Annotated in this window: 21 protein-coding genes and 2 tRNA genes; 14 read left to right on the top strand and 9 right to left on the bottom strand. The window is 60.7% G+C overall.

The window, feature by feature from the left end:
- Positions 1–65 precede the first annotated feature (65 nt).
- The 7 genes from ABD884_RS23155 to rpmH form a co-directional block, all read right to left on the bottom strand.
- Positions 66–1,121 carry a ParA family protein gene (locus ABD884_RS23155; protein WP_345055250.1) on the bottom strand — a complete coding sequence of 352 codons (1,056 nt, stop codon included), beginning with the start codon at positions 1,119–1,121 and terminating at the stop codon, positions 66–68.
- 86 nt (positions 1,122–1,207) lie between these two features.
- Complete coding sequence (rsmG, locus tag ABD884_RS23150; RefSeq protein WP_028267908.1) at positions 1,208–1,858, bottom strand: 16S rRNA (guanine(527)-N(7))-methyltransferase RsmG; 651 nt, start codon at positions 1,856–1,858, stop codon at positions 1,208–1,210.
- Positions 1,859–1,864: 6 nt separating this feature from the next.
- Positions 1,865–2,443: a Jag family protein gene (locus tag ABD884_RS23145; RefSeq protein WP_345052627.1), complete on the bottom strand. Its 579-nt coding sequence runs from the start codon at positions 2,441–2,443 to the stop codon at positions 1,865–1,867.
- Entirely contained in the window at positions 2,443–3,417 is a 975-nt protein-coding gene (yidC, locus tag ABD884_RS23140; protein ID WP_028267910.1) for a membrane protein insertase YidC, read from the bottom strand. The genes ABD884_RS23145 and yidC overlap by 1 nt, the downstream gene beginning before the upstream one ends.
- A 17-nt stretch (positions 3,418–3,434) precedes the next feature.
- On the bottom strand, positions 3,435–3,833 hold the full coding sequence (yidD, locus tag ABD884_RS23135) for a membrane protein insertion efficiency factor YidD (protein WP_376953762.1): 399 nt from the start codon (positions 3,831–3,833) through the stop codon (positions 3,435–3,437).
- On the bottom strand, positions 3,826–4,233 hold the full coding sequence (rnpA, locus tag ABD884_RS23130; protein WP_028267912.1) for a ribonuclease P protein component: 408 nt from the start codon (positions 4,231–4,233) through the stop codon (positions 3,826–3,828). Before rnpA ends, yidD begins: the two co-directional genes overlap by 8 nt.
- A gap of 40 nt (positions 4,234–4,273) precedes the next feature.
- Positions 4,274–4,411, bottom strand: a complete 138-nt coding sequence (gene rpmH / locus ABD884_RS23125) for a 50S ribosomal protein L34 (RefSeq protein ID WP_011776797.1) — start codon at positions 4,409–4,411, stop codon at positions 4,274–4,276.
- Between the two features lie 465 nt (positions 4,412–4,876).
- Between rpmH and dnaA the strand changes: the two genes are divergently transcribed.
- The 12 genes from dnaA to ABD884_RS23065 all read left to right on the top strand — a co-directional run bounded on the left by dnaA (position 4,877) and on the right by ABD884_RS23065 (position 18,119).
- Positions 4,877–6,298, top strand: a complete 1,422-nt coding sequence (gene dnaA / locus ABD884_RS23120) for a chromosomal replication initiator protein DnaA (RefSeq protein WP_028267913.1) — start codon at positions 4,877–4,879, stop codon at positions 6,296–6,298.
- Between the two features lie 524 nt (positions 6,299–6,822).
- A complete protein-coding gene (gene dnaN / locus ABD884_RS23115) occupies positions 6,823–7,947 on the top strand; it encodes a DNA polymerase III subunit beta (protein WP_345052611.1) in 1,125 nt (374 codons plus the stop codon).
- Between the two features lie 41 nt (positions 7,948–7,988).
- Positions 7,989–8,927, top strand: a complete 939-nt coding sequence (gnd, locus tag ABD884_RS23110; protein ID WP_345052608.1) for a phosphogluconate dehydrogenase (NAD(+)-dependent, decarboxylating) — start codon at positions 7,989–7,991, stop codon at positions 8,925–8,927.
- 22 nt (positions 8,928–8,949) lie between these two features.
- Complete coding sequence (gene recF / locus ABD884_RS23105) at positions 8,950–10,143, top strand: DNA replication/repair protein RecF (RefSeq protein WP_345052603.1); 1,194 nt, start codon at positions 8,950–8,952, stop codon at positions 10,141–10,143.
- Positions 10,130–10,684 (top strand): DciA family protein, encoded by a 555-nt coding sequence (locus tag ABD884_RS23100; protein ID WP_345052600.1) that lies wholly within the window; start codon positions 10,130–10,132, stop codon positions 10,682–10,684. The genes recF and ABD884_RS23100 overlap by 14 nt, the downstream gene beginning before the upstream one ends.
- Before the next feature lie 395 nt (positions 10,685–11,079).
- A complete protein-coding gene (gene gyrB / locus ABD884_RS23095) occupies positions 11,080–13,155 on the top strand; it encodes a DNA topoisomerase (ATP-hydrolyzing) subunit B (RefSeq protein WP_028267918.1) in 2,076 nt (691 codons plus the stop codon).
- Between the two features lie 63 nt (positions 13,156–13,218).
- Positions 13,219–15,960 (top strand): DNA gyrase subunit A, encoded by a 2,742-nt coding sequence (gyrA, locus tag ABD884_RS23090; RefSeq protein ID WP_345052593.1) that lies wholly within the window; start codon positions 13,219–13,221, stop codon positions 15,958–15,960.
- The gene (locus ABD884_RS23085; protein ID WP_028267920.1) at positions 15,957–16,628 is read left to right on the top strand and encodes a DUF3566 domain-containing protein; all 672 of its coding nucleotides are present in this window, start codon (positions 15,957–15,959) and stop codon (positions 16,626–16,628) included. Before gyrA ends, ABD884_RS23085 begins: the two co-directional genes overlap by 4 nt.
- A gap of 113 nt (positions 16,629–16,741) precedes the next feature.
- Positions 16,742–16,815, top strand: a tRNA-Ile gene (locus ABD884_RS23080).
- A 57-nt stretch (positions 16,816–16,872) separates the two neighbouring features.
- On the top strand, positions 16,873–16,989 hold the full coding sequence (locus ABD884_RS23075) for a DLW-39 family protein (protein WP_345052586.1): 117 nt from the start codon (positions 16,873–16,875) through the stop codon (positions 16,987–16,989).
- A gap of 70 nt (positions 16,990–17,059) precedes the next feature.
- A tRNA-Ala gene (locus ABD884_RS23070) sits at positions 17,060–17,135 on the top strand.
- 66 nt (positions 17,136–17,201) lie between these two features.
- On the top strand, positions 17,202–18,119 hold the full coding sequence (locus ABD884_RS23065) for a DMT family transporter (protein WP_345052580.1): 918 nt from the start codon (positions 17,202–17,204) through the stop codon (positions 18,117–18,119).
- Positions 18,120–18,163: 44 nt separating this feature from the next.
- Here the strand turns inward: ABD884_RS23065 and ABD884_RS23060 are convergent, their stop codons facing one another.
- Both ABD884_RS23060 and ABD884_RS23055 read right to left on the bottom strand, forming a co-directional pair.
- Positions 18,164–19,045, bottom strand: coding sequence for a glycosyltransferase family 2 protein (locus ABD884_RS23060; RefSeq protein WP_345052577.1), 882 nt, complete (start codon positions 19,043–19,045; stop codon positions 18,164–18,166).
- 116 nt (positions 19,046–19,161) lie between these two features.
- Complete coding sequence (locus ABD884_RS23055; protein WP_345052573.1) at positions 19,162–20,184, bottom strand: hypothetical protein; 1,023 nt, start codon at positions 20,182–20,184, stop codon at positions 19,162–19,164.
- A gap of 152 nt (positions 20,185–20,336) precedes the next feature.
- On the opposite strand from ABD884_RS23055, the gene ABD884_RS23050 reads away from it, so the two are divergent.
- Together ABD884_RS23050 and ABD884_RS23045 are read left to right on the top strand one after the other, a co-directional pair.
- Positions 20,337–20,879, top strand: a complete 543-nt coding sequence (locus ABD884_RS23050) for a peptidylprolyl isomerase (protein WP_345052570.1) — start codon at positions 20,337–20,339, stop codon at positions 20,877–20,879.
- Between the two features lie 21 nt (positions 20,880–20,900).
- Complete coding sequence (locus ABD884_RS23045) at positions 20,901–21,770, top strand: rhomboid family intramembrane serine protease (protein WP_345052566.1); 870 nt, start codon at positions 20,901–20,903, stop codon at positions 21,768–21,770.
- Positions 21,771–22,876 lie beyond the last annotated feature (1,106 nt).

Raw genomic sequence — 22,876 nt, 5'->3', positions numbered from 1 at the left:
GTATGTCCCTCCGGTGGAATGGCAAGAATGGAGCCCGCCAAGGATGTTGCAGTGATTCAGAAAGTCTAGCGTTCGGCGATTTCCGCGGCGGCTTCCATGTAGGACAACGCGCCGCTGGATGAAGGATCGTAAGTCATCACAGTCTGTTGGTAGCTCGGTGCTTCTGAGATGCGGACCGAACGTGGGACCACTGCGCCGAGAACCTGATCGGGGAAATGCTGGCGAACTTCGGAAGCTACCTGCGCGGCCAAGTTGGTGCGTCCGTCGTACATCGTCAGCAAGATGGTAGAAACAACCAAATCGGCGTTGAGGTGCTTCTGGATCATTTCAATGTTCTTGAGGAGCTGGCTGAGACCTTCCAAGGCGTAATACTCACACTGAATCGGGATGAGTACCTCGCTTGCCGCGCAGAAGGCGTTGACGGTCAGCAGGCCCAGGCTGGGCGGGCAGTCGATGAAGATGAAGTCCAAGCGGCCTTCACCGTTCTTCGCCCGTTCCTTCGCATACACATCAATGGCACGGCGAAGACGCTGCTCGCGCGCAACAAGGGAAACCAACTCGATTTCAGCTCCGGCCAAGTGAATCGTGGCCGGAGCGCATATGAGGTTAGGAATGTCCGGGCAGGGAGCCACAACGTCGCGCAGGGGAAGGTCGTTGATCAACACATCGTAGATGCTGTCGACGTCGGCGTGGTGCTCAATCCCCAAGGCGGTGGACGCGTTGCCCTGGGGATCTATGTCGATGACCAGGACATTGAGACCGGCGGAGGCCAAGGCAGCCGCGATGTTGACCGTTGTGGTTGTCTTTCCTACCCCACCCTTTTGATTGGACACCGTGAAGATACGGGTCTTCTCAGGTTTGGGAAGATCGCGTCCCACCAAGCGTTCCCGGCGTCGGGTCTCGTTCGCGAGCTGTCGTGCAATCGGGCTGGAGTCGTCGATGGAGTCCATGACGTTGTCATTTTCGACAATCAAGGTTTCACGTGAAACACCCGCGTTTGAAACCGATTTAGTGCGCATCAATGCAGACTCGAATGACGCCGAGGGCGCAGCCATAGCCCGCGCAGACCCCAAGGAAATAAATGGCGGGATCCGCTGCGTGGAGGTTTCGCTACTGCCCACAGTCACACTCTCACTCTCATTCGGCTCTAGCTGCCGTTCTCTAGCTTAACCGCTCAGTTACGGACACGCGGGACACAGCGCCGAAGCTAAGCGATCTTACGCTGTTTATTGACGACGATCCTCACCACTGTGGTGGGTTCCTCCAAAAGCTCCTGCCCACAAACCACAACGGACGTTTCCACGCCGCCGAGTTTGCGGACGACTTTTGCTGCTTGCTCAATCTCCTCGGCAGCACTGCGGCCCTTGATGGCGACCACCTCACCCTTGCCGTTAAGCAAGGGAATGGTCAGGCCAGCAAGCTTGGACAAAGCAGAGACAGCCCTCGCCGTGACAACATCGGCGTCGACCATCCCCACTGCGAGTTCCGCACGGGTGCGCATGACAGTGACGTTGTCCAGGCCGAGATCATCCACTACTTCCTGGAGCCAGATAACACGGCGTTCGAGGGGTTCGATCAGAGTGAGTTCAAGGTCGGGACGTGCAATTGCCAAGCACAGACCGGGAAGCCCCGCGCCGGACCCGACGTCCGCAACGTGGCTTCCGTGGGCGATAGCCGATTCGATGACTGCACAATTGAGAACGTGCCGGCTCCAGAGGCGGGGAACCTCACGCGGGCCAATCAACCCGCGCTCGGTCCCTGACGTCGCCAAATGTTCTACATACCGCTGGGCGAGCCCAAGGCGGTCACCAAAAATCTTCTCTGCCGCCTGCAGTTCGGCGGCCGTAATTTCAACCATGATCCGTTAGTCGACCGAAACCACAATGTGGCGGCCTGCGCCTTCGCCCTCAGACTCGGAGACAAAGCCCAGGTCCGCAACGGCGTCGTGCACAATCTTGCGTTCGTAGGCACTCATCGGCTCCAGAGCCACTGCGGCGCCAGTCTCCTTGACCTTCGCAACGGCGTCCTCGGCAATCTGCTGCAGATCGCCTGCCCGCTCCTTGCGGTACCCGTTGATGTCGAGCACAAGGCGCGAGCGGCTCTCCGTGGCGGACAGCACGGACAGGCGAGCGAGTTCTTGGAGGGCTTCAAGCACTTCGCCGTCTTGGCCTACCAGGCTTTCAAGACCCTCGGAGTCCTCTTCGGCCGCGATGGAGATGTAGGTACGGCCGTTGCGGATCTCGATATCGATATCGCCGTCGATGTCGGCAATGTCCAAGAGCTCCTCAAGGTAATCTGCGGCGACGTCGCCCTCTTCCTCAAGGCGGCTCAGGGAAACGCCCTTCCCGGCAGACTCGCCATCATCGGGGGTTGCTGCCGTGGTCGCTGCCAGTTCCTCGGTGACGCCAGCGGCCGTTTCCTCTTCGGTGCTTTCAACAGACATTACTTCTTCTTCCTGTTCTTACGTTGTGGCTGGATGCGCTGTTGTGCCTTGAGCTCGACGGCGGCCACTTCGGCAGCAACGTCTGCGTCCTTCTTGGCTCCCACGAGGGGCAGAGAAGGCAGGCCCTTGGCGGCGCGACGCTCAGCAAGTGCCTTCGCTGCGGGGGATCCCGGCGTTGGCATGCGGCGGATGACAAAGAACTGCTGCCCCATGGTCCACAGGTTGGTGGTGGTCCAGTAGATGAGCACGCCGATGGGGAAATTGATGCCACCTATGCCGAAGACGAGCGGCAGGACGTAAAGCATCATTTTCTGCTGGCGCATGAACGGGCTGGCCATGGCTTCTTCAGACATGTTCTTGGCCATGATCTGCTTTTGCGTAATGAACTGCGAAGCGGTCATGGCGAGGATCATCACGATCGACAGGATCCACACGACCGTCTGGTCGGTACCAGCAGGTCCGCCGTGAAGCAGAGACGCCGAAAGGGGGGCGCCAAAGATGCTGGATTCGTCGAACTGCACCACCTGCTCATGGCTCAGGGCTCCAATACCCTGGCCGGCCTGGCGGGCTTGGGTGATACCGGAAAGCACTTGGAACAGCGCGAAGAAGAACGGCATCTGGATCAACATGGGCAAACAAGCCGAGAACGGGTTAGTGCCGTGCTTCTTGTACAGCGCCATCTGCTCCTGGGCCATGGCTTGGCGCGAGAGCTGGTCAGTCTTGCCCTTGTACTTCGCCTGCATCTTCTTCAGATCGGGCTGCAGCAGCTGCATTCCTCGCTGCGCCTTGATCTGTTTGACGAAAACAGGGATCAGTGCGGCTCGGATCACCAACACCAAGCCGATGATGGACAGCGTCCAGGTCCAGCCGTTCTCAGGTGGCAGGCCGATGAAGCTCAGGCCGTCGTGGAACCCCAACATGATCGCGGACACTAGCCACTTGAACGGAGCCAGAATTGTTCCAAAGATGTCCATACGTTTTCCCTATTTCCTCAGGCCGCTGTGCGGCGACCGTCTTCATCAGACCGCACAGCCAGGAACTGGTCCGGGTTGTTCAGTACAACAATTGTGGGCGTCTGGCCTTCGGGCCAGTGACGATGTCCGGCGGGGACGTGGTCCACGCCGCCGGCGTTCCAGGGGTGGCAACGCACAAGACGCCGCCCAGCGAGCCAACTTCCTTTGACGGCACCGTGTACCGTCACCGCTTCTAAGGCATAGGCCGAGCAGGATGGGAAGAACCGGCACACCTGGCCGTATAAGGGAGAGATGATCGTGCGATACGTCTTCAGGAGGATGATGAGGACGTTGCGGGGCAGCTCCCACAGAAATGTTCCAAGGATTCTCGGAGCAACTCTCAAGAAGCGGACGACGGCGGAGCTCAGCTCATGCACGCGTTGTCCCTTCCGTTGTGGTGCCCTGGGTGGGCGAAACAACTCGCGGCGAGGATCCGCCAAGCCGTTTCGTGGTTGCCGCCAAGGCGGCGTTGTAATCCGTCAGCAGCTGGTCCCAGCTTGCCGTCGCTGCCGCGGGCAGCGCCCGGACAACAACAGCAAGGCCCGTGCCGTGCTTCTTCAAAGACAAAGCGCCTGCTTCTCTCAGTCTCCTCTTAACGAGGTTCCTGGTCACAGCGTTCCCGACAGCTTTGGAAACTATGAAGCCGATACGGCTCGGCTCTCCGACACCAAGAGGTGCCGTATATAACACTAAGTTCCGGCGTCCATTGCGGACGCCGGAACGTACAGTTGTTGAAAAGTCGGTTGAAGTCCGTAGACGGTTACGGGTGGCTAGCACCTATTGGCTCGCTTGAGAGACTGACCGACGAGTCAATAATTTAGGCCGACAGTTCGACGCGACCCTTCCCACGACGGGCGGCCAAGATGGCGCGGCCGGCACGGGTGCGCATACGAAGGCGGAAGCCATGCTTCTTGGCCCGACGGCGGTTATTCGGCTGAAAAGTCCGCTTGCTCACGTTAGTTACTCCAGTGGATCAAAGGTGCGCCCACCCGATCAATAGGGGAAGAACTGGCCGACGCTAAGTTTATTTGTGTATCCGCCGCCGCCGAACGCCGGATTTACCGGAAGTGCGGGTGGTCAAAAAGCGGACACATAGGACTTCACAACGTTAGGGCAAAAAGACCTGCCAGGTCAAACCGGGAGCCCTAGTGCCCACTATCCCCAGCTGTGGCTAAGTACACCAGGCTGCCTGTGGATGAAGTGGCTCACAGACCCCTTTCAGAACCACAACCGTGTAATTATCCACAAGCATGTTCCCAGCTATCTTCTGGAGTTTTCATCCCCTAGAGTGTCTCAGTAGCCGATTATCCACGGACTGTGCATAACCCTGTGGATACGGTTCGGAATCCACGCCCAATGATCGGCCACGGACCTTCGGCTGCCGCAATCCAGGCAAGCAAGCACCCGAGGGAACCAATTGATGACGGTAGACGAAGCCAACCACGCCAACACGGTCGGAAGTTCCTGGCGGCGGGTGCTGAGCCTGCTGGAACAAGACGATCGCGTCACACCCCGGCAACGTGGGTTCGTTATTTTGGCGCAGGCTCAAGGCCTGATCGGCTCCACCCTTTTGGTAGCCGTACCCAACGAACTGACCCGAGAGGTTCTCCAGACGCAAGTCAAGGACGCCCTCGACGACGCGCTCCGCAGCGTCTTTTCCGACGACATCCGGTGCGCGATCGACGTCGACACGGATCTGGTGCCCATCCACGAAGAGCCGGCCCCCGCCGTCGAGCTCTCTTCCGTAAACGATCTTGCCGTGGAACTAAAGCCGCAACCCACTCCGCCGAGTACTTCACACGAATTCGGCCGGCTGAACCCGAAGTATGTCTTTGACACCTTCGTGATCGGTTCTTCCAACCGCTTTGCCCACGCAGCCGCCGTCGCGGTCGCGGAAGCACCGGCCAAGGCCTACAACCCGCTGTTTATCTACGGTGATTCCGGACTCGGCAAGACGCACCTTTTGCACGCGATCGGACACTATGCCCGTCGGCTCTACAGCGGCATCCGGGTGCGCTACGTGAATTCCGAGGAGTTCACCAACGACTTCATCAACTCCATTCGCGATGACGAAGGTGCCAGCTTCAAGACCACATACCGCAACGTCGATGTGCTGCTGATTGACGACATCCAATTCCTGGCGGGCAAGGACCGGACGCTCGAAGAGTTCTTCCACACGTTCAATGCCCTACACAACAACAACAAGCAGGTGGTCATCACCTCGGACCTTCCGCCCAAGCAGCTGGCCGGGTTCGAGGACCGCATGAAGTCCCGTTTCGAGTGGGGTCTGCTGACCGATATCCAGCCGCCGGAACTCGAAACCCGCATCGCGATCCTCCGCAAGAAGGCCCAGAGCGAGGGTTTGTCCGCCCCAGACGACGCGCTGGAATACATCGCGTCCAAGATCTCCAGCAACATCCGTGAGCTCGAAGGCGCCCTGATCCGCGTCACGGCGTTCGCCAGCCTCAACCGCCAGGCTGTCGATGTGGCCCTAGCCGAAATGGTCCTGAAGGACTTGATCACCGACGACGGCGCACAGGAGATCACGGCCGATCAAATCCTCAAGCAAACGGCCGAGTACTTCAAGCTCAGCATGGAGGAGCTCTGCAGCAAGTCGCGCACGCGCACCTTGGTGACCGCGCGCCAGATCGCTATGTACCTGTGCCGTGAGCTCACGGACATGTCCTTGCCGAAGATCGGTCAGGAACTTGGCGGCCGCGACCACACCACGGTGATCCACGCAGACCGCAAAATCCGCGAGCTAATGGCAGAGCGCCGTGTGATCTACAACCAGGTGACAGAGCTGACCAACCGCATCAAGCAGCAGCAACGCGATTCCTAAGCCGCTACTACATACCTTATTAACAGGCACATGTGGATAAGCCTGTGGATACTTAAGGGGACAAGCGCGGTTAATGGGCTTAAAACCCTTAAGGCATCTGTGGATCGTCAAAAACGGCCCTGGGGGTTATCCACGTCCACACCCTGTTTAAAACCCTGTCCACCCACATATCGTGAACAGGCCTTAACCGCGGAACTGCGGGTCCAAAGACGGTTATCCACAGTTTCCACAGGGGTTATTAACACTACTAATCCCAAAAAAATGAATTCCCTCAAATAACAATCTCCTTCCGCCCACCCACCGACGCAGCCCGAGGCTGCTCCGAACCACAGGCCAGCAAGCCGGGGATGGGTTAATGCCCTAAGTTCCGGCTAAGCTGTCTCCATCGCGTCCATCCTTGGCGCTGCTTTGTAGTTCGCCCCCCGCGGACCATGCAGCTATCCGGTTCCGGACGATGGTTTTCGGGGCTCCTGAGGGGCTCCGGGTGGCACACTGGCAGCAGCAATGAAAGGCGGCACCCTTCCGTGAAGTTCAGAGTCGAGCGGGACGTCCTGGCAGAAGCCGTCACGTGGACAGCCCGGTCGTTGTCTCCGCGGCCGCCCGTCCCGATCCTTTCCGGACTCTTGCTCAAGGCGGAAGCCGGAACCGTGAGTCTCTCGAGCTTTGACTACGAAACCTCAGCGCGACTTGAGATTCCAGCCGACATCACCACCGAGGGAACCATCCTGGTTTCCGGCCGCCTCCTGGCCGATATTTGCCGCAGCCTTCCCTCGGCGCCGGTGGAAATCGAAACCGATGGCAGCAAGGTCACCCTCACGTGCCGTCGAAGCAGCTTCCATCTCGCCACGATGCCGGAATCCGAATACCCACCGCTTCCCGCGCTGCCCCCGATCAGTGGCACCTTGCCCGGCGACGCCTTTGCCCAGGCGGTCTCGCAGGTCATCATCGCGGCGAGCAAGGATGACACCCTTCCGATCCTGACCGGTGTCCGCATGGAAATCGAGGATGACATGATCACCCTCCTCGCCACGGACCGTTACCGCCTCGCCATGCGGGAAGTGCCATGGAAGCCGGTCACTCCAGGGATTTCCACGAGTGCCTTGGTGAAATCCAAGACCCTCAACGAGGTTGCCAAGACCCTCGGCGGCAGCGGCGACATCCATCTCGCCCTCGCTAATGACGAGAGCCGCTTGATTGGCTTCGAAAGCGGCGGGCGCACCACCACCTCCCTCCTCGTCGACGGCGACTACCCCAAGATTCGGTCTTTGTTCCCCGAGTCGACGCCGATCCATGCGACAGTCCAGACACAAGAGCTTGTTGAAGCAGTTCGCCGCGTGTCGTTGGTCGCCGAACGAAACACCCCTGTCCGCTTGGCCTTTACACAGGGTCAGTTGAGCCTTGACGCCGGCACCGGCGAGGATGCCCAGGCATCCGAGGAACTGGAAGCCCAGCTCAGCGGCGAAGACATCACAGTAGCTTTCAACCCGCACTACCTGGTGGAAGGCTTGAGCGTCATCGAAACCAAGTTCGTGCGCTTCTCCTTCACCACAGCCCCCAAGCCAGCCATGATCACTGCTCAGGCTGACGCCGACGGGGACGACAAGGGCGACTATCGTTATCTCGTGATGCCTGTCCGCCTCCCCAACTAGCCCGCAATAGTTGTCGTTTTGGGCCTCCAGAACGTCAACAAATGCGAGCCAGTTGGGTTAATACCAAACCACCAGCGCAGAAAAGAGTTCACCCCGTGCACATCGGACTGATCGGTCTTGGAAAGATGGGTTTCAACATGCGCGAGCGCATGCGGAACGGCGGAATCGAAGTCACCGGCTTCGACCGCAATCCGGAGGTCGCCGACGTCGGATCCATCGATGAACTCATTGCTGCGCTTCCGACTCCGCGCTTAGTCTGGGTCATGGTTCCTGCGGGCGATATCACGGATGCCGTGATCGGCGAACTCGGTGAGAAGCTCTCTGCCGGAGACATGGTGATCGACGGCGGCAACTCGCGATTCACCGAGGACCAGAAACACGGTGCTTTCCTGGCCTCCAAGGACGTCCGGTTTGCCGACTGCGGTGTTTCCGGAGGTGTCTGGGGCCTGCAGAACGGCTATGGACTCATGGCGGGTGGCTCGGACGAGGACATTGAGCTCGCATTGCCCGTATTCGACGCCCTTCGTCCCGAAGGAGAGCGTGCAGACAGCTTCGTCCACGTAGGCGGCGTGGGCGCAGGCCACTACGCCAAAATGGTGCACAACGGCATCGAATACGGTCTGATGCAGGCCTATGCCGAAGGTTACGAACTGCTCGCGGCCAAGGACATCATCAAGGATCTTCCCGGTACCTTCCGTGCTTGGCAAAAAGGCACGGTGGTGCGTTCCTGGCTCCTGGACCTCATGGTCAAAGCCTTGGACGAAGACCCGGGCCTGGCCTCGATCGGTGACTACGTCGAGGATTCCGGCGAAGGCCGCTGGACCGTTGAAGAAGCCATCGCCAACGCGGTTCCCGCTCCGGCCATCACGGCAGCGCTGTTCGCCCGCTTCTCCTCCCGCGAGGACAGCTCGCCTGCCATGAAGATGGTGTCCGCGCTGCGCAACCAGTTCGGCGGACACGCGACCCGTCCGGCCAAATAGGCCTGGCCGACCAGCAGTACGCGTGTACCTCGAACACCTTTCCCTCACTGACTTCCGCAGTTACGCTCAGGTCGAGCTCAAACTCGGCCCCGGCGTCACGGTCTTGGTGGGGTCCAACGGCATCGGCAAGACGAACCTCATGGAAGCCATCGGATACCTGGCTACCCTGAGCTCGCACCGGGTCAGTACGGATGCGCCGCTCCTGCGCTTCGGCACGGAGCGGGCTTTGATCCGGGCGAAGCTCATCCGCGGGGAACAAACAACGGTAGTCGAACTCGAAATCAATGCCGGCCGCGCCAACCGCGGGCGGATCAACCGCGGGAACCCCGTGCGCGCCCGCGACATCCTCGGCATATGCCAGACGGTACTTTTCGCTCCCGAGGACCTTGCCCTGGTCAAAGGCGATCCGTCCAACCGTCGACGCTTCCTCGACGAACTCCTGGTCAGCCTCATGCCTGTGCACGCGGCAACCCGCAGCGACTACGACCGCGTCCTCAAGCAGCGCAATGCCCTCCTGAAATCGGCCCGCACCGGGAAATTCACCTCAGGCCATGAGGCAACCCTCGATGTGTGGGACCAGCACATGGCCCGGGCCGGTGCGGAACTTCTCCATGCACGGCTGGAACTCGTCGAGCGGCTCCGCCCCCACCTCAAGAGCGCTTACGCGCAGTTGACGGATGGCACCAAGGAGGCCGGCGCGATCTACCGCTCCACTATCCAGGGGGTATTGGACGACGACGGCGGTCCCGCCGAACGCGCTGACGAAGCTTCGGACGGGGTTGAGGATCTCCGCTTGCTTTCCGTGGAACAGCTCACTGAGCGTTACGTCCAGGCTTTTGCCGCTTCGCGCCGCAAAGAGCTGGAGCGCGGGATTTCGCTGGTTGGGCCCCACCGCGATGAACTCGAATTGATCTTGGGCCAAGCTCCGGCCAAGGGCTATGCCTCGCACGGGGAAACGTGGTCCATGTGCCTTTCCTTGCGGCTCGCCTCGTACTACGTGATGTTGGACGACACCCGTACGGGCGGTTCTGCCCCGATCCTTATTCTCGACGATGTGTTCGCCGAATTGGACGTTCAGCGCAGGCGTAAACTGGCTGCAATAGTGGCCGGTGCCGAACAGGTGCTGGTGACAGCCGCCGTCGACGCCGACATTCCCGAAGAACTGGCCGGGCGGCGTGTGAAGGTTGTGCCCGGAGGCATTGATGGAGAAGGATAGCGCCGGCGGACGCCAGCCGGGCAGGGACCCTGACGAGATCGACGCTGCCCAATCGGCCCTGAACCGGATGCGGGAAGCGGCCGCTGCGCGGGGTGAAATCCGCCGGGCTGCTCCGCGGACGGGCGTCGCTCCTAAACGCAAGGGCGTCCGCGATACCCGCGGATTCAGCCAATTCCACGGTAGCGGCAGGGATCCCCTTGGCTTGGGAAAAGTGGTGGGGAGGCTCGTGGCCGAACGTGGTTGGACCTCTCCCGTGGCTGTCGGCTCCGTGATGGCGGAATGGGATGCTTTGGTGGGACCTGAAATTTCCGCGCATTGCACTCCGGAGAGCTTCACCGACACCACGCTTCATGTCCGCTGCGATTCCACCGCGTGGGCAACACAGCTCCGGCTCTTGAGCACCAGCCTCTTGGACATGTTCCGAAGGGAACTCGGAGACGGAGTGGTGACGTCCATTCAAGTGCTTGCGCCCACCGCACCGAGCTGGCGCAAGGGCGGCCGAAGCGTCAACGGGCGGGGCCCTCGGGATACCTACGGGTAACTTCCCTGCACCCGTGGCAGCGCATTTGCTTGAACGGCGCACAGGGGCGAGAAACCTCCCCGGACCGTATAGCTCCCTAGAGGGTGCCGTTTTGGCGGCTTGAAGCTGCAGCCAGCGGCCTCCCAGAGCTACTTTCCTGACCATATGGGCCGGGTTTTGCAAGGAACTGCGCCCAGTCACGATAGAATCGGCATAGACAACTGGGCGCCGGCGAACGGTGATTGGCTCCGCTAAACAGCAATGTGAAAGCGGATCCGCCAATCGCGAGGTAGCCGGCGTTAGCAGTGACGTCCCTGTTGGCGGCTGCCGTATCCCTGTGGTGTGTCCTGACGGACGTGCTTCTTTGGTGCGGTGTCGGCCGGCGACCATCGAACACGGAGGAGTCGAAAGCGCCTGTGGCTAACGACAATGCAGAGACCTTGGCAGTAGATCCCGCGAAGGAGAACGCCCATAAGCCTGACACGCCCTCGGGGTCTAGGGAGTACGGCGCGAGTGACATTACTGTCCTTGAGGGTCTCGAAGCGGTGCGCAAACGCCCCGGTATGTACATCGGATCCACAGGGCCGCGCGGCCTCCACCACTTGGTATATGAAGTGGTGGACAACTCGGTGGACGAGGCCCTGGCAGGGTACTGCACCCACATTGAGGTCACTCTCCAGGCCGACGGCGGCGTCAAGGTCGTTGACGATGGCCGTGGCATCCCGGTGGATATGCACCCCACGGAGAAGAAGCCGACCGTCGAAGTTGTCATGACCATCCTGCACGCGGGCGGCAAGTTCGGCGGCAGCGGGTATGCCGTGTCCGGTGGCCTCCACGGCGTCGGCATTTCCGTTGTCAACGCACTATCGCGCAGGGTGGACACCGAGGTGCGCCGCCAGGGCTACGTTTGGCGGATGAGTTTCGCCGACGGCGGCAAGCCACAGGGTGGGCTGGTCCAGGGCGAAGCAACGGACCAGACCGGAACGTCCCAGACGTTCTACCCGGACGGCACCATCTTCGAGAGCACCGATTTCGATTTCGAGACCCTCCGCGCACGCTTCCAGCAGATGGCCTTCCTCAACAAAGGCCTGCGCATCACCCTCACGGACGAACGCCCTGTCGCCGGGACAGGCGACGATGACCTGGATCTTGATGCAGTTGCCACCGAAGGCGAAGTGGCGGCTGAGCACCGCACCGTCGTTTACCAATACAACGACGGTTTGCTCGATTACGTGAAGCACCTGAACTCGAGCAAGAAGGTGGACATCGTCCACGAGGACGTCATCGCCTTCGAAACCGAAGATACTGAGCGGCACATCGCCGTCGAGGTTGCGATGCAGTGGACCACGGCCTATTCCGAGAGCGTCCACACTTACGCCAACACGATCAACACGCACGAGGGCGGCACCCACGAAGAAGGTTTCCGTGCCGCGATGACGTCGCTCATCAACCGCTACGCGCGCGAGAAGACCATCATCAAGGAAAAGGAGGACAACCTCACCGGTGATGACATCCGGGAGGGCCTCACCGCTGTCATCTCTGTGAAGTTGTCCGAGCCCCAGTTCGAAGGCCAGACCAAGACCAAACTGGGCAACTCCGAGGTCAAAGGCTTCGTTCAGCGCGTGGTCACCGACCAACTTGGCGACTGGTTGGAACGAAACCCCGGCCCCGCCCGCGATGTCATCCGCAAGGCTGTCCAGGCGGCCCAAGCCCGGATGGCCGCCCGCAAGGCACGCGACAACGCGCGTCGCAAGAGCCCCCTGGAATCCTTCGGCATGCCGGGCAAACTTTCCGACTGCTCCTCAAAGGACCCCGCGCGCTGCGAGGTCTACCTCGTGGAGGGTGACTCCGCCGGAGGATCGGCCAAGCGCGGACGCAACCCCGAAACACAGGCCATCCTGCCGTTGCGCGGCAAGATCCTCAACGTGGAACGCGCACGCCTGGACAAGGCCCTCGGCAACAACGAAGTCCAGTCCATGATCACGGCCTTCGGCACTGGCATCGGCGAGGACTTCGACATCTCCAAGCTGCGGTATCACAAGATCGTCCTGATGGCCGATGCCGACGTGGACGGCCAGCACATCACCACGCTGCTGATGACGTTGCTGTTCCGCTACATGCGTCCGCTGATCGAGAACGGTTACGTCTACCTCGCCCAGCCTCCGCTGTACCGCATCAAGTGGTCAAACGCCCCTCACGACTACGTCTACAGCGACCGTGAACGCGACGCCAAGCTGGTCTCCGGCCAAGCCGCCGGCCGCCGAATCCCGAAGGACAACGGCATCCAGCGCTACAAGGGCCTCGGCGAAATGGACTACACCGAACTCTGGGACACCACCATGGACCCGGACCACCGTACGCTCTTGCAAGTCACCATGGACGATGCCCTGGCGGCAGACCAGACCTTCTCCGTGCTGATGGGTGAGGACGTGGAATCGCGCCGGAACTTCATTCAGCAGAACGCCAAGGACGTCAGGTTCCTGGATATCTAGAGACTTCAAAACCCCTAGGAATATTCCAGTACTGACATATACCTGAAACGGAAATCATAAACTATGAGTGAAGAAACACCCGAGGTCCCCGCCGAGTCGGCCGGCATTCCGGAACCCGTACTTGAGGGCGATGTGCTGACCGATCGCGTAGACCAGGTGGATCTACAGACGGAAATGCAGCGGTCCTACCTGGACTATGCCATGGCCGTTATCGTTGGCCGTGCGCTTCCGGACGTCCGAGACGGCCTGAAGCCCGTCCACCGCCGAGTGCTCTACGCGATGTTCGACGGCGGCTACCGCCCGGACCGCTCGTTCAACAAATGCGCCCGCGTGGTGGGCGAAGTCATGGGTCAGTACCACCCGCACGGTGACACCGCGATCTACGATGCCCTGGTCCGCCTCATCCAGGACTGGACCATGCGCTATCCGCTGGCGCTGGGCCAGGGTAACTTCGGTTCCCCTGGCAACGACGGCGCCGCGGCTCCGCGATACACCGAAACCAAGATGGCCCAGCTGGCCATGGAAATGGTCCGCGACATCGACGAGGAAACCGTCGACTTCCAGGACAACTACGACGGCAAGAACCAGGAACCCACCATCCTGCCGGCGCGTTTCCCCAATCTGCTGGTCAACGGTTCCTCCGGCATAGCCGTCGGCATGGCCACCAACATCCCGCCGCACAACCTCCGCGAAGTCGCCGATGGTGTGCAGTGGTATCTGGCCAATCCAACGGCCACCCGTGAAGAGCTGCTTGAGGCATTGCTCGTGCGCATCAAGGGTCCGGACTTCCCGACCGGTGCCACCATCCTCGGCCACAAGGGCATCGAGGACGCATACCGGACGGGCCGCGGCTCTATCACCATGCGTGCCGTGGTGAACGTGGAGGAACTGCAAGGCCGTACATGCCTGGTGGTCACCGAACTTCCGTATCAGGCAAATCCGGACAACCTGGCCATCAAGATCGCCGAACTGGTCAAGGACGGCAAGATCCAGGGGATCGCGGATCTCCGCGACGAGACGTCCGGCCGCACCGGACAGCGGTTGGTGATCGTGCTCAAGCGCGACGCCGTGGCCAAGGTGGTGCTGAACAACCTCTACAAACACACTCAGCTGCAGGACAATTTCGGTGCCAACATGCTGGCGATCGTCGATGGCGTACCCCGTACGCTGAGCCTGGATGCCTTCATCCGGCACTGGGTGGCCCACCAGGTGAGCGTCATTGTCCGTCGGACCCGCTACCGGCTTCGCAAAGCCGAGGAAGAGGCGCACATCCTGCGCGCACTTCTCAAGGCGCTGGACATGCTGGATGAGGTTATTGCACTCATCCGAGCGTCCAACACCACCGAGGCTGCCCGCGATGGCCTGATGGGGCTGCTGGAGATCGACGAGCTCCAGGCGCGCGCCATCCTCGACATGCAGCTCCGCCGGCTGGCGGCGTTGGAAAGGCAGAAGATCCAGGACAGGCACTCCGAGCTTGAAGCCATGATCACGGAGTTCAACTCGATCCTGGCGTCCGAGCAGCGCCAGCGCGACATCATCAGCCAGGAACTGGCTGAGATCGTGGCTAAGCACGGCGACGACCGTCGGACCCACATCCTCATGGGCTTCGACGGCGACATGTCGATGGAAGACCTCATCCCCGAGGAAGAAGTGGTGGTCACCATCACTCGCGGCGGATACGTCAAGCGCACCCGCAGCGACAACTATCGTTCGCAGCAGCGTGGCGGCAAGGGAGTCAAGGGTGCCCAGCTTCGCGGCGACGACGTCGTGGAGCACTTCTTCGTCACCACCACGCACCACTGGTTGCTTTTCTTCACCAACCTGGGCCGCGTGTACCGGGCCAAGGCGTACGAGCTTGCCGAGGCCGGCCGCGACGCCAAGGGACAGCACGTGGCAAACCTGTTGGCCTTCCAGCCGGACGAGCACATCGCCCAGGTCCTGGACTTGCGCGACTACGAACAGGCGCCGTATCTGGTGCTCGCCACCAAGAACGGGCTCGTGAAGAAGACGCGCCTGGAAGACTACGACACTAACCGCACTGCCGGCGTGATTGCCATCAACCTACGGGATGAGGATGAGCTTGTCTCGGCGCAGCTTGTGTCCGAAACGGACGATCTCCTCTTGGTTTCCCGGAAGGGCCAGTCGATCCGTTTCACTGCCACCGACGAAGCACTGCGACCCATGGGGCGCGCCACTTCGGGTGTAACCGGCATGAAGTTCCGCGAAGACGACGAACTCCTCGCGGCCGACGTAGTGCAAGATGGCTCATTCGTGTTCGTAGTGACCGAAGGCGGCTACGCCAAGCGCACCGCCGTCGAGGAATACCGGCTCCAGGGCCGCGGTGGCCTTGGGATCAAGGTCGGTAAGTACCAGGAGGAACGCGGGCACCTCGTCGGTGCGCTCATCGTCAATGAAGAAGACGAAGTCCTGGTAGTCATGGAGGGTGGAAAGATTGTCCGTTCCGCCGTCGCTGGCGTTCCAGCCAAGGGCCGCGACACCATGGGTGTCATCTTCGCGAAGCCGGACAAGAATGACCGCATCATCGAGGTGGCCCGTAACAGCGAACGCGGCCTTGATGGCGAAGAATCCGACGACGAACCGGGCGATGGCACTGACGAGCCCGCAAGCTTCAATAGTGGCGAAAATCCCGTCGGAGGCCCGTCCGAGGCAGCCGATGACGTAACGTTGGCTGCAAACGGCGGCGCCAATGAGGTGACCGTGACGGCCGAATCGGGGTCGGCCGCAGGATCCGGTAGTGGGTCCGGCGTCGAGCTGAACGAAGACAACACCGGAGGTAACGAGTGAGCAATTCGGACTCATATCCCAAGCCGAGTACGGGTGTCCCTGGAGGATTCCGGCAACCGTCGGCTACTCCGCGGGTAGACGCACCGGCCCGTCCCCAGCAGCGGCCCGCAGCATCCACCTCGGGTGCAGCGGGAACCGGCGCAGAAAGGGTCCCGGGACAGCGTCCAGCCGTTCCCGGGCAGCGTCCAGTGGGGGCGCAGCGACCGGCAGGGCAGCGCCCCGCCGCGCCTGGTCAGCGACCCGTTCAAGGCCAGCGACCCGCTCCCGGGACTCCAGGGCTTGTGAAGCCGGCGCCGAAGGCAAAGGTTCGCCGTGCCCGCCTGTTGGTCAGCAAGGTTGATCCCTGGTCGGTGCTGAAGATGGCGTTCCTGCTGTCCGTCGCATTGGGCATCGTCACGGTGATTGCCGCGATCGTTCTTTGGACTGTTCTGGACCTTACCGGGATTTTCAACCAAGTGGACAGCCTCTTGGGCACCCTGGCAGGTTCGGAAAGCGGTGGTTTTGAACTGAAGAAGGTCGCTTCCCTGGGACAGGTCGCTTCCTTTGCCACCATCATTGCCGTGGTGAATGTTGTCTTGCTGACTGCCCTCTCGATGTTGAGTGCTGTGCTCTATAACATTTCAGCAACACTCGTTGGCGGCATTGGCGTGACCCTCACCGACGACTAGCCTAAGTGGCCTGAAATAGGGGGAAACCACTGGAAAACAGTGGTGAAAATACCTCGATTTGAGATCGGGCCGGGATGTGCTGTAAAGTCATGTCTCGGCCCGAAGAGGTATCGGGGCGTATAGCTCAGGCGGTTAGAGCGCTTCGCTGATAACGAAGAGGTCCCAGGTTCAAGTCCTGGTACGCCCACGGAACCTGCGCAGGTTTCGCAAAGGGTTCAGGAAACTGGACCGGAACGGGGTGCATGTGAAGAAGTTGCTCATAGTTGCAGCGGCGATCGCAGGCGTCGTTCTCTACAAAAAAGCGCAGGAATCCGAAGCCCGGAAAGCAGTGTGGAGCAAGGCAACCGACACGGTTGACTAGCCCAGCGCCCAGCCTGGAGATGGTAATACCATCAAAGGACTTGGGGTAGTATGGACGGGTTGCTTCTTATGGGGGCATGGCGCAATTGGTAGCGCACCTGCTTTGCAAGCAGGGGGTTCGGGGTTCGAGTCCCCGTGCCTCCACCATAAGAAAGAGTCCCGGTCAGAAATGACCGGGACTCTTCGCTTTAACCGTCGCACTAAGGTTGAAATGTGAACTTCATTGTTGCTGCTTTGGGCGTGCTCGGCGTCGCATCATCCGGACCTCTCATCGCAGGAACACTCGGCGCCACCTCCGTCACGGCGCTGGCCATCGCCTTCTGGCGCAACGCCATCGCCGCCGTCGTCATGGCTTCGCCGGTCCTGATCCGCGAACCCCGCCAGTTCCGTAAGATCACCCGCAGCGAATTCATGTGGTCCTCCGTCGCGGCAGTGGCGCTGGCCTTCCACTTCGCGTGTTTCATCACGGCGCTTCAGTTGACGTCAGTTGCTGCCGCTACAGCCTTGGTCTGCCTGCAGTCGGCGTGGATCGCCGTCTTCCAGCTCTTTCGGGGGACTCGGCACCGTTGGCCGGTCCTGGTGGGACTTGGCATCGCGTTGGGCGGGGTTGCGGCCATCACGGGCTTCGATATGGGATCTTCTCCAAAAGCTTTCCTCGGTGACGTCCTGGCCCTCGCCGGCGGCGCGTTGGCCGGCCTGTACACCTTGGCCGGGGGGAAGGCCCGCCAGAGCATGCGCACTGGAACGTACACAACGCTTTGCTACGGGATCTGTGCGGCCATTGTAGCTATCCTTGCCTTCGCGGGCGGTCAGCCCCTTGTAGGGTTCGACGCCGGCGGCTGGGTGGGGATAGTGGCCATCACCGTATGCGCACAACTTGTGGGCCACACGGCCTTCAACCATCTCCTGGCCACCATGAGCCCGCTGTTGGTCTCGATGATCATCCTGCTGGAGATCCCGGGGGCAGCACTTCTCGCGGCGATTTTCCTGCATGAGAAGCTGCCTGCGGGGACATACGCGGGGCTCGCCTTGATCCTGGGCGGGCTGGCCGTCGTCGTTGCCGGTCAACGGCGCGGCAAGGGAGAAGCGGTTCGAGGCGACGGCCAGATCGCCGAACTCGGGACAGACTGAGCTGATGGCTATCGCCGGGTGAGGTCGTACGGCGGCCGACGATGCTATAGGCCGCCGCGGCGGCCCTGGGGTGCGTTGGCTGCGTGTATGGCGCGGAGCAGCTTGGCCGGGAAATAGACCGAGAAGAACACCACCATGGGAGCCTTCAGTGCCATTTTCTTCACGTTGTGGGCTTTGTAGGTTCGGTCGAAGCGGGTCACGTAGTAGCGATAGTCTCGCGGCGAATCCTCGAGCCTGCGGGCCGACATCCCGGAGACCATCTGCGGCCAGTACTGCACCCTGAGATCGTGGTCTGCCAGGTGCAGGGACAGATCGATGTCCTCGTGCATTTCGTCCTTCTCATCCAGGCAGGTCTCGTCACGGATGGTTTCCCACGCTGAACGGCGAAGCGCCATGTTCGAACCAAAAAGAAAGTGGTACTGGTGCTTCGCAAGCCGAAGCATGAGTTGGCGCATCTTGTCGTCGGCTTTGAGCCCGAACCGACGCATGGGCATGTCGTAGTAGACCACAGGACCCGTGGCCGCTTGCACGGAGGGATCGGCGAAGGACTTCTGGACCTGCTCGACCCAGTCGGGTTCCAGGACGGAATCGGCGTCGATTCTGCCCAGGACATCCGATGTCGCGCTATTGAGGCCGAAGTTGCGGGTGGGAATGAGTCCCTGGGTCTTGTCCTGGCTTAGCAGGATGATGGGGCTCTCCGGGTATTCCTGCTGCATTTGCCGGACGATTTCCGCAGTGCGGTCCTTGGACATGTTGTCCACGACGATGATCTCGTCGGCAGGTACGGACTGGTAAACGGCAGCGATCAGGCATTGCCGGATGACGCCTTCCTCGTTGTAAGCCGGGATGACGATAGAAACGCTCGGCTTCACGGGTACGACGGCTGCGTTAGTGACTGCATCTACGAAAGATCTATCGGCTTGCATCCCCATCAATCTAACATCAGGGCGGTGTTTCTCGAGGAAGGCTCCGGTGACAAATGGCCAAACAATTGAAGGGACCCCGGCGAACCGGAATCCCTTCAATGCGGAGCGAACGCGACTTATGAAGCCTCGTGCTTGCCGGCATCGTCCGTGGCGCCCTCGTCCGTGGCGGCCTCGTCCTTGCCGGCCTCGTGCTTGCCGGTCTCGTCCTTGTGGAGGCTTGCGGCGATGTTCTTTACCGCGGTCTTGGCATCGGTCGCGACCTTAGCGGCGGCCTCCTTGGCTTCCTCGACGACGTGTGCGGCTTTTTCGGCTGCGGCCTCGGCGGTGTCAGCTACCTTGACAGCCACGCCGTCAACCGTGTCCGCGACCTTGGCGGCGGCTTCGTTGGCCTTGACTGCTGCGTCGCCGACTTTGTCGGCCGCCGCGGCTGCCGGAGACGAAGAGTGAGTCACCGGGACCGGGGTCTTCCATGGGTCCTCCACCGGGCGGCTGGCCCTCCACGCAGCGACTCCGGCTGCGACGGCTGCTGTCACAACCGTGAAGATCAGAAGCCCGCGCTTCTTGGGCTTTTTACTCTTGGCGAGTTCCTTCGAGACTGTTTTCGTTGCTTCCCCGGCCGCGGCCTTCAGCTGTGCCGCGGTGGCCTGTGCCTGCTCCTGCAGGTTGTGCACCACTCCCGAGTCCACCAGCTTCTGGGCGACGGCATCCACCTGCGCGGGTGCGTTCTCAAGCGCCTGATGGACAACTCCCGAGGCTTGTCCGAGTTGCTCGGAGAGCTTGGGAAGATATTCCTCAACAACCTTGTCCCTGGCGTGGCCGAGCGCTGGCGTGGCCTTGTTAAGGGCATCCTGGATCCTGGGCGAGGCGTCCTCAACGGCGTCGTGGATCTTTGGCGCGAGGTTCGCCAAGCCTTCCTGGAGCCGCGGCGTGACGGTGGCAACGCCGTCAGCGAGGTTGTGCGCAGCCGACTTCAGGCCTTCCTGGAGCTTCGGTGAAGCGGTGTCGATACCGTGCTGGATACGGGGAACCGCCCAGTTCACGGCTGCTTCGACTCGCGGCGTCGCCCAGTCCTTGGCATTCTCCACACCGTTGACGACGGTGTGTTCAAGTTCGCGGGCAATCCGGTCTGATTTCTTCACAACTACCTCCCGATAACATGCTCGTTTGTTGTTAGCCTACGTCGCTTGACCGGCACCGGCTATTCATCCGGCGGATTGATGGAAGATTTCACCGAGCGCGGAACAGCCTTCCTGGCGGGCTCGGCGTTGACCCTGCATGAAAGAATGGCGCTATGACCATCGCAACCGCAAAAGCAACTTTCCACACGAGCCTCGGCGATATCGTGATTGACCTCTTCGGCAACCATGCGCCCAAGACGGTCGCCAACTTCGTTGGCCTGGCCACCGGCGAAAAGTCCTGGACGCACCCGGAGACCGGCGAAGACAAGACCGGTACCCCGTTGTACGACGGCACCATTTTCCACCGCATCATCAAAGACTTCATGATCCAGGGCGGCGATCCCCTCGGCCGCGGCATCGGCGGTCCGGGCTACAAGTTCGACGACGAGATCCATCCGGAACTGAACTTCAACGCACCCTACAAGCTGGCCATGGCGAACGCCGGCGTCCAGATGGGCAAGGGCACCAACGGTTCCCAGTTCTTCATCACCACGGTCAACACTGACTGGCTCTACGGCAAGCACTCCATCTTCGGTGAGGTTGCCGACGAAGAGTCCAAGAAGGTCGTCGACGCCATCGAGGCTGTCCGCACCGGTATGGGCGACCGCCCTGTCGAAGACGTGGTCATCAACAGCATTGACATTGTCCAGCTCTGATCCCCGGAGTCTAAGCAGCATATGAGTTATGGAATCCCGGCGGCAGAGCCGTCCGCAGGCATTCCGGTGTGCCCCAGGCACCCGGACAGGCCCTCCTATGTGCGGTGCCAGCGTTGCGGGCGTCCTGCATGCCCCGAATGCCAGCGGGCAGCCGCCGTCGGGTTCCAGTGCATTGATTGCGTCAATGAAATGAAGCGTTCGACGCCGGCCATGCGTTCCGCTTATGGCGGCGCCATTGCGACTGGCCGTCCGCTGGCGACGTACGTGCTTATCGGATTGTGCGTCCTGGTGTACATCCTGCAGTGGCTGATCCCCGGCGATGTCGTGGAGAATCAACTCGCCTTCGCATCCGTTTACGCCACCCCGCAGTTTGGGGCATTCGAACCTTGGCGGATGCTGACGTCCGCTTTTGTCCACTCCCAAGGTTTTGTCCTGCACATCGGGCTCAACATGTACATGCTCTGGATCTTCGGCCAGGTGCTTGAGCCCGTGCTAGGACGTATCCGCTTCCTGGCTGTTTATCTGTTGTCAGCCATCGGCGGCTCCGTTGGTTTCCTGCTGCTGACGCCTATCCTGCCTCCCACCGGTGTGGAAGGTGCTTCCGGTGCGATCTTCGGTCTCTTTGGCGCATTGCTGGTGGTCCAGAGCCGGCGCGGCGGAGACACCCGGCAACTGTGGATCCTTATTGCCATCAACGGCGTCATCGGCTTCGTTGTGCCTGGAATCGCTTGGCAGGCCCACCTTGGTGGCCTGATTACGGGTGGCTTGTGTGCCGTCGTGATTGCCTTTGCTCCGCGCGGACCGCGCCGAGCATTGCTGCAGGCTGGCGGCATGGCTCTTGTGGCCGCGATTCTGGTACTGGCTACCATCTTCCGGGTCACGGCAGGCTAAACGCTTCCCACCGCGTTTTACTCCAGGCGCATTTATCCCCGGAGTGCCTCCAAACGATCCATTGACTCCGTGATGCCCTTGTCCATGCGGCTGGCTTGTGCCGCTGGCTTGTGCCGCGTCTCAGGCTGTGTAGCGGGCGCTGCGGCGGTTCATGCGTCGTAGGACTCTAGACGCATTTCCAAGGGACGCGGACCCAATCATTTGACCTGGAAGTACTTGGAATGGTTTTGGGGCACCGTGAATGCCTGAGCGATTTCGTTGACAGTAGCGTCGCCCAACGCCAGTCGCGCAAGCATCTGCGATCACCAGGATCGGCGAGGGCCATGAAGGCCCCGGTGAAGGTTTTCCACAGGATTTATCCACAATGTGCGTAACTTACAAGCATGTAGTTCCGTCGTGGATGGGTTGCAGATGGCGAGATGGCGGGGATTGTTGGTTCTCCTGTGGATGGGTGTCCACAACTGTGGATAACTGCCGCCGATCCGCCTGTGGTTATGTGGATAAGAAGCGCCATTTTGGGAGATGTGTGGACAACCTCACAGCCGCGTGCGGCGAGACCAGAATATCAACAAGGTTATCAACAATGTTAATAACTCACACCGTTGTAGTTCGGCCGCCCTTGCACCGTCCCGGAGCCCGCCGTTTCGGGAGTTTTCCACTTTGTAGCCACAGCTTTTCCCCAACTGTGGATAACTTGTGGGTACGTGCCTGTTGTTAAGTGTGTAACTACCGTGGGATAGATTCTCGCCCAGGTCGACAATTTTCTTAGCAGAGTGGCAACGCCTGACTTAGCGTTTGGTCTCGAGCTTGATCGAGTCTGATATCCCTAGGCGTTCCCAACGACAGGCCCATCCCTCATCGCCACCGCCGTGCCCGTGGCGGCCCGGCGATTTCGCGGGCACTATACGTGAATCTCGTCGAAGTCTTGACCGGAAGGGACAACAGGGCTCAAAGTTGGGTTTAGCAATCTCAGGTTATCGATAACATTTCGAACCTGTGCGGGATTGCCAGCCGGTTTGCCTGTATCCGGGGGTATACGGGACGCGCTGTAAACGGGCTGCAAATCAAGGGTAATTCCTGGGTCACCACTGGGATATTTCCCCGAA

It is taken from the genome of Arthrobacter methylotrophus, from assembly GCF_039539965.1.
GTDB lineage: Bacteria > Actinomycetota > Actinomycetes > Actinomycetales > Micrococcaceae > Arthrobacter > Arthrobacter methylotrophus.
The sequence above is the reverse complement of the archived record's forward strand: the minus strand, read 5'-3'. Positions and strand labels throughout refer to the sequence as shown.